At 68.1% G+C, this 6,658-nt stretch carries 7 protein-coding genes and 1 pseudogene; 6 read left to right on the top strand and 2 right to left on the bottom strand.

Annotated features, from left to right (window positions below; translation table 11 throughout):
• The 3 genes and pseudogenes from GIW57_RS23475 to GIW57_RS23465 form a co-directional block, all read left to right on the top strand.
• Window positions 1-379: pseudogene (locus GIW57_RS23475) on the top strand (acyl-CoA thioesterase domain-containing protein); the annotation flags it as partial.
• Window positions 380-383: 4 nt separating this feature from the next.
• Complete coding sequence (locus tag GIW57_RS23470; protein ID WP_108265304.1) at window positions 384-893, top strand: pathogenicity-like protein; 510 nt, start codon at window positions 384-386, stop codon at window positions 891-893.
• A 187-nt stretch (window positions 894-1,080) separates the two neighbouring features.
• Window positions 1,081-2,298, top strand: coding sequence for an RNA polymerase sigma factor (locus GIW57_RS23465; protein WP_229980536.1), 1,218 nt, complete (start codon window positions 1,081-1,083; stop codon window positions 2,296-2,298).
• Between the two features lie 51 nt (window positions 2,299-2,349).
• Here the strand turns inward: GIW57_RS23465 and GIW57_RS23460 are convergent, their stop codons facing one another.
• Complete coding sequence (locus GIW57_RS23460; RefSeq protein WP_236513112.1) at window positions 2,350-2,913, bottom strand: EF-hand domain-containing protein; 564 nt, start codon at window positions 2,911-2,913, stop codon at window positions 2,350-2,352.
• Between the two features lie 156 nt (window positions 2,914-3,069).
• Here GIW57_RS23460 and GIW57_RS23455 point away from each other — a divergent pair, with 156 nt between their 5' ends.
• Genes GIW57_RS23455 through GIW57_RS23445 form a run of 3 tightly spaced genes read left to right on the top strand, consistent with a single transcriptional unit; the run spans window position 3,070 to window position 5,426 of the window.
• Entirely contained in the window at window positions 3,070-3,825 is a 756-nt protein-coding gene (locus GIW57_RS23455; RefSeq protein WP_089239552.1) for an arginyltransferase, read from the top strand.
• A gap of 38 nt (window positions 3,826-3,863) precedes the next feature.
• On the top strand, window positions 3,864-5,069 hold the full coding sequence (locus GIW57_RS23450) for an endonuclease/exonuclease/phosphatase family protein (RefSeq protein ID WP_236513111.1): 1,206 nt from the start codon (window positions 3,864-3,866) through the stop codon (window positions 5,067-5,069).
• A 24-nt stretch (window positions 5,070-5,093) separates the two neighbouring features.
• On the top strand, window positions 5,094-5,426 hold the full coding sequence (locus GIW57_RS23445; protein ID WP_236513109.1) for a hypothetical protein: 333 nt from the start codon (window positions 5,094-5,096) through the stop codon (window positions 5,424-5,426).
• A 67-nt stretch (window positions 5,427-5,493) separates the two neighbouring features.
• On the opposite strand, the gene purT is transcribed toward GIW57_RS23445, so the two are convergent.
• The coding region (gene purT / locus GIW57_RS23440) for a formate-dependent phosphoribosylglycinamide formyltransferase (protein ID WP_236513107.1) at window positions 5,494-6,658 on the bottom strand (1,165 nt) is incomplete at its 5' end.

Below are 6,658 nucleotides of genomic sequence, written 5' to 3'. Positions count from 1 at the left end.
GCGCCCGCCCTACCACCAGGTCTGGCTGCGCCTGAGCGAGCGTGTAGGCGATGCTCCCGAGCTGCACCAGGCGCTGCTGGCCTACGCATCGGACTTCCATCTGCTGGGCACCGCGACCTTCCCGCACGGCATCAGCTACTACCATCCGCACGTGCAGATGGCCTCGCTGGACCACGCGATCTGGTTCCACCGCCCGTTCCGCGCCGATGACTGGCTGCTGTACTCGCTGGACAGCCCCAGCGCGCAGGATTCGCGCGGCCTGGCCCGCGGCCAGTTCTTCACCCGTGATGGCGTGCTGGTTGCCAGCACCGCCCAGGAAGGCTTGATCCGCGTGGTTCCGGACCAGGCAGCAGCGGCCGCCGTGCCGGCCAAGGATTGATCCGATGCGTCAGATTTTCAGCAGCCAGCGCGTGGAAACCGTGGAAGGCGTGGCCGAGCTCCTGCGCAGCCACGACATCCAGGTGAAGGTCACCAACGGGCGCTCGTACAAGACCCGGCGCCGGGGCCAGTTCAGCTATACCGACCTGGGCAATGCCGGCGCCTACCCGGCGGTCTGGGTCGTGCGTGCCGATGACCAGCCGCGCGCGCGCGAAATCCTGCGCGACGCCCGCCTGCTCGACACCACCCGCCGTGACCATCCGACCGCCGAGTTCGCCTTCCGCGATGATGTGCAGGAAAGTGCCGGTGGTCGTGGCTGGGCCTGGCGCATCCGCATCGCCCTGCTGGTGGTGATCGCCGGCGTGGCGCTGGTGATCGGCCTGCGCCATCGCGGCGCCCCTGCCCCCGCAACCCCGGTGCCCGCACCGCAGGCCCAGCCGCAGCAAGCCCAGCCGGCCGCGCCGGCACCGCCGGAAGAAGAGGAAGTGCGGGTCCGCATCCAGCCGGCGAAGTAGTGCCGGCCGCTGACCGGCAACCGTAGGTAGCGCCGGGCCATGCCCGGCGAGCGCAGCGGCCTGCATCCGCGGCCACAATGCCTGACAGGACAGCCGCCGGGCACGGCCCGGCGCTACCGGAAAAGGGCTGGTCACATTCTGCACGCGCCTCCGTCATGGGACACAATCCCTGCAGGAGCCCGCCGCCATGACGACCTTCGCAGCAAGCATCGACGACACACTGCACCGCGAACTGCCGGCCGCCAGCGGCGGCTGCCAGCATGCCTATGGGCGGATCGTGCTGGCCTGCCAGAACACGGTCACCGCCATCGCCCTGGCCATCACCGGCGACCGCCAGGCCAGCGAGGACATCGCCCAGGAAGCGTTCGTGAAGGGCTGGCAGCAGCTGCACCAGCTGCGCAGCGCGAGCAGCTTCCTGCCTTGGTTGCGGCAGATCACCCGCAATCTCGCCCGTGACTGGCTGCGCGCGCAACGTGGCCGACCGCTGAGTGGCGAGGCTGCCGAAGTGGCGTTGACCATGGCTGCGGATCCGGCCCCCGGTGCAGCGGATCGCCTGCAGCGGCTGGAAGAGGAAATCGCTGCCGAAGACATCATCTCTACCCTGCCCGGCGACAGCCGCGAAGTACTGCTGCTGTATTACCGCGAGGGCCAGCATTCGCAGCAGGTCGCTGACCTGCTCGGGCTGAGCGACGCTGCAGTACGCAAGCGCCTGTCACGCGCCCGTGCGCAGGTGCGCGAGGGCCTGCTGCAGCGCTTCGGCGAATTCGCCCGCAGCAGCGCGCCCAGTGCCGCGTTTGCAACGACGGTGGTGTCGATGGTGATGATCGCTGCGCCCGGCACCGCAAGCGCGGCGATCCTGTTGGGAACCGGCGTCGGCGTGGGTGGCAGCAAGCTCGGCCTCGGTGGCGCCAGCGCTGCCGGCGGTACCGCGCTCGGCTCGCTGACTGCTACGCTGAGCCAGCTACAGATGCTGCCCGCGTCAAGCTGGGCCGCGATCATCGGTGGCGTCGTCGGTGGCGCGCTCGGCAGCTATCTCGGCGGCCGTTTCCTGCTGTCGTACGCCGAGACCGGCGCCGAGCAGGTGCAGGTTCGCCGCTTCGTCAATCTCAGCACCGGCACCAGCCTGGGCTGGTGCCTGGCCATCCTGTTCACCGTGCTGCTGCAGGCGCCGATGTGGACGCAGCTGCTGGTGCTGGCACTGGGCCTGGTGGTGGTCAACTACCAGTGCCTGGTGACACTGCGGCGCATCATGGCGCCGCTGCTCGCGCGTGATGCAGCCCGGCGTGGGCGTCACGGGATCAACTGGAAGTACGAATCCATGTATGGCCTGACCGGCATGATGGCGGTGAACCTGATCGTCATCGGTGCCCTGGCCTATACGATGACGCTCAGCGGCCGCCTGTAACGGACAACGCCAGCAGGACGCCGGCGTTGTCGTCGATCACTGCATTGAAAATCAGCGCTGCGGCTTCGGCGCGGCGCCGTCACGCGGGCCGCCATGGCGCGGGCCACCGTGCATCGGACCCTTGGCGGCGTCGAACTCGGCCTTGCTCAGCTGGCCGTCCTTGTTGGTGTCAGCCGCGGCGAACCAGGCATCACGATGCTGCTTCATGCGCAGCTCGCGGTCGGCCTTGTCCAGGTAGCCATCCTTGTTGAGGTCGAGCTGGTCGAAGCGCTCGGCCAGGCGCGGATCGGCCTTGGCTTCCTCACGGCTGATGCGGCCATCCTTGTTCGCGTCCAGCTTGGCCCAGCGCTCGCCGCCGCGACCACCGTGGCGGCCATGCTTCCAGCGCGGCAGCTCATCACGCGAGAGCTTGCCGTCCTTGTTCTTGTCCAGCTCATCGAACTTCGCGGCCAGGCGCGGGTGGGCCGCCGCTTCGCTGCGGTCGACGAAGCCATCGCCATTGGTATCCAGTTTGGCCGGGCGTTGTGCCGGTGCAGCCGGGGTGTCGGCGGCCAAGGCGATACCGGTCGCGGAAGTGCCGAGCAGCAGGGCCAGCAGCAGGGGGGTACGGATCATGGGGTCACTCCTGGGAATGGGATTGGCATCGGGGTGAACACCTCACCCTCGGAGGACAACAACGCCTGACCACGACCTCGGTTGACGCAGCCGCCGGTTCCATTCATCCGGGGGACAGTCGCCGCCATTGCGACAGGCTGGAGCTATGCTGTGCCCATGGCGAGACACGGCGACAGAGACGACGAACTGCGACTGTTCCAGACCGGCGAGCACCCCTGCGGGTACTGGCCGGACCGGGTCGCGCGCGATCTGGTGCTGGACCCGCAGGACCGTCGCCTCGGCGAGCTGTATCCGCTGGCCCTGAGCTGGGGCTTCCGCCGCAGCGGTGATCTGGTCTATCGCCCGCACTGTGCGAACTGCCACGCCTGCGTCGCCGTGCGCATCCCGGTGGCGCGCTTCGCCCCGGACCGCAGCCAGCGCCGCTGCGCCGCCCGCAATGCCGATCTGGAAGTGCGCATCACCGCGGCCATGCCGCGTGAGGATCTGTTCGAGCTGTACCACCGCTACCTGGTGCATCGTCATGCCAAGGGCGGCATGGACGACCACGGCCCGCACGAGTTCGAGCAGTTCCTGATCGGCAGCTGGTCGCACACGCGCTTCATGGAAATGCGCTTGCCCGGCCACGACGGCCAGCCCAGCCAGCTGCTGGGTGTGGCGGTGACCGATGTGACCGAGCACGGGCTGTCGGCGGTCTATACCTTCTTCGACCCCGCCCATGCCGCGCGCGGGCTGGGTACCTTCGCGATCCTGCAGCAACTGGAGTGGGCGCGCCGCGAGGGCCTGCCACATCTGTACCTGGGCTACTGGATCCGTGAGCACCAGAAGATGGACTACAAGCGGCGCTATCGCCCGCTGGAGGCCTACGACGGCCGCCGCTGGCATGATTTCGACGACGATCTGGACGGACGCTGACAAACCACTGACACCGGGCCGGGTGCACAATACGGCCCATGAACGCCAAACCCCTGATCCTCGGCCTGGCCCTGCTCTGTGGCGCCACCGCTCCCGCCTTCGCCACGTCCCCCGCGATGACCGAAAAACCGTCTGCAGCGCTGCGCCTGGCCACCTACAACACCTCGCTGTATTCGGACGAAGCCGGCGGCCTGATCGCCGAGCTGGAAGGCGACAGCGAACACGCGCGCAAGATCGCCGCGGTACTGCAGCAGGCGCGCCCTGACCTGGTGCTGCTGAACGAATTCGATTTCGACGACGCCCATCGTGCTGCCGACCTGTTCCAGAAGCGTTATCTGGAAGTGGCCCAGCCCGGTGGCGGCAAGCCGCTGCACTTCGCCTACCGCTACCTGGCACCGGTGAACACCGGCGTGCCCAGCGGCCTGGACCTGGACAACAACGGCGTGGTCGGTGGTGAAGGGCGCGGTCGCGGCAACGACGCCTGGGGCTACGGCCTGCACCCGGGCCAGTACGGCATGCTGGTGCTGTCGCGTTACCCGATCGACGAAGCCAAGGTGCGCAGCTTCCAGCTGCTGAAGTGGAGTGCGATGCCCGGCGCGATCCGCCCGATCGATCCGCGTACCGGCAAGAGCTTCTACAACGACAGCGTCTGGTCGCAGCTGCGGCTGTCGTCGAAGTCGCATTGGGACGTGCCGGTGAAGACCCCGGCCGGCGTGGTGCACGCGCTGGTCTCGCATCCGACGCCGCCGGTGTTCGACGGCCCGGAAAAGCGCAACGCCGCGCGCAACCACGACGAACTGCGCCTGTGGCAGGAATACCTGTCCAAGGGTGAAAAGCCGTGGTTGTGCGACGACAAGGGCCAGTGCGGCGGCCTGGCCCAGGATGCACGCTTTGTCATTCTTGGCGACCTCAACAACGATCCGGTCGATGGTGATGGCCGCCACGAGGCGATCGTCGAACTGATCGAGAACGCCCGCGTCCTGCGCTACCCCACCCCGCGCAGCGTCGGCGCCGAGCAGACCAGCCTGGCCTATGCGGCCAAGGGCATCACCCGCAAGGGCGCACCGTTCCATGCCACCGGCGATTTCGGCCCGAAGTCCGGCACCATGCGACTGGACTACGTGCTGCCCTCGACCGGTTTCGAGTACATCGGCAGCGGCGTGTTCTGGCCGGCTAATGAAAGTGCCGAAGCGAAGATCGCCGACGGCAGCGACCACCACCTGGTGTGGGTGGACGTGCGGTAGAGGCAACTGTCAGTCGACTGAAGGGTGCCGGTCAGGACGACCGGCATCGCCTTGTCGGGCTTGCGCGCGCCTGCATTCTTGTTACAGTCCCGCAACGGAACGGCAGGGGAGCCGCCGCACTTGAAAAGGAACCTGCTGATCATCGTCGGCGTCTTCGCCATGATCGCGCTGTTGGTGGTGGCCCGGCAAAACTGGGCCTTCAATTTCATTCCGTTCGTGCTGATCGGCCTGCTTCCTGCCGCGGTAGCCTGCTGGAAAGGCTACGCGGACCGCTTCGGCACCTGGTGGCTGTACGGCTCGGTGCTGGGCATCATCGCCATCATCCACGTCACCGTGCTGCCCTGGCGCCGCGCCTGACGGCATCGCCGCGCCGAGCGTGCGGGCGCGGCTGAACGGCCGCCGGGCATGGCCCGGCGCTACCGGTTTACGGGCGCAGTTCGACGCCGATGGCCTCGGCCGCATCACGCGCGATGGCGCGTGCTTCGTCGATGGTTTCGGCACGCGCCAGGGTCACGCCAACACGGCGATGGCCGTGCACGCTGGGCTTGCCGAACAGGCGCACGGCGGTATCCGGCACCTGCAGCGCGGCGGCTACGTTGTTGAAGTACGGCACGCCCTCGCCATGGGCCAGCAGCGCGCACGAGGCCGATGGGCCGCTCTGGCGGATCACCGGAATCGGCAGGCCGAGGATGGCCCGCGCATGCAGCGCGAACTCGCTCAGCTCCTGCGATACCAGCGTCACCAGGCCGGTGTCATGCGGACGCGGCGATACTTCGCTGAACCACACCTCGTCGCCCTTCACGAACAGCTCGACACCGAACAGGCCCCAGCCACCGAGGTCATCGGTGATCGCGCGCGAGATCTCCTCGGCACGCGCCAGTGCCTTGTCCGACATCGGCTGCGGCTGCCAGCTTTCGCGATAGTCGCCATCCTTCTGCAGGTGCCCGATCGGCGCGCAGAACGAAGTACCACCGGCGTGGTGCACCGTCAGCAGGGTGATCTCGTAGTCGAAGTCGATGAATCCCTCGACGATGCAGCGGCCGGCACCGGCACGGCCGCCGGTCTGCGCGTACTCCCAGGCCGGGGCGATGTCAGCCTCGCTGCGCAGCGTGCTCTGGCCCTTGCCCGAGGACGACATCACCGGCTTGACCACGCACGGCAGGCCGATCGCGGCCACGGCGTCGCGGTACTCGGCCTCGGTATCGACGAAGCGGTACGGCGAGGTCGGCAGGCCCAGGGTCTCGGCGGCCAGGCGGCGGATGCCCTCACGGTCCATGGTCAAGCGCGCCGCACGGGCAGTCGGGATTACCCGCAGGCCCTGCTCCTGTTCCAGCTGCACCAGGGTCTCGGTATGGATCGCCTCGATCTCCGGCACCACCAGGTGCGGCTGCTCCTGCGCGATCAACTGGCGCAGGGCCATCGCATCCAGCATGTCGATCACGTGCGAGCGGTGTGCCACCTGCATGGCCGGGGCATCGGCGTAACGGTCGGCGGCAATCACTTCCACGCCCAACCGCTGCAGCTCGATGGCCACCTCCTTGCCAAGTTCGCCCGAGCCCAGCAGCAGCACGCGGGTGGCGGAGGGGGAC

This window comes from Stenotrophomonas sp. PA-6-5C, from assembly GCF_021605635.1.
GTDB classification, from domain to species: domain Bacteria; phylum Pseudomonadota; class Gammaproteobacteria; order Xanthomonadales; family Xanthomonadaceae; genus Stenotrophomonas; species Stenotrophomonas lactitubi.
Note: the sequence above shows the minus strand (reverse complement) of the source record. Positions and strands in the feature narration are given on the sequence as shown.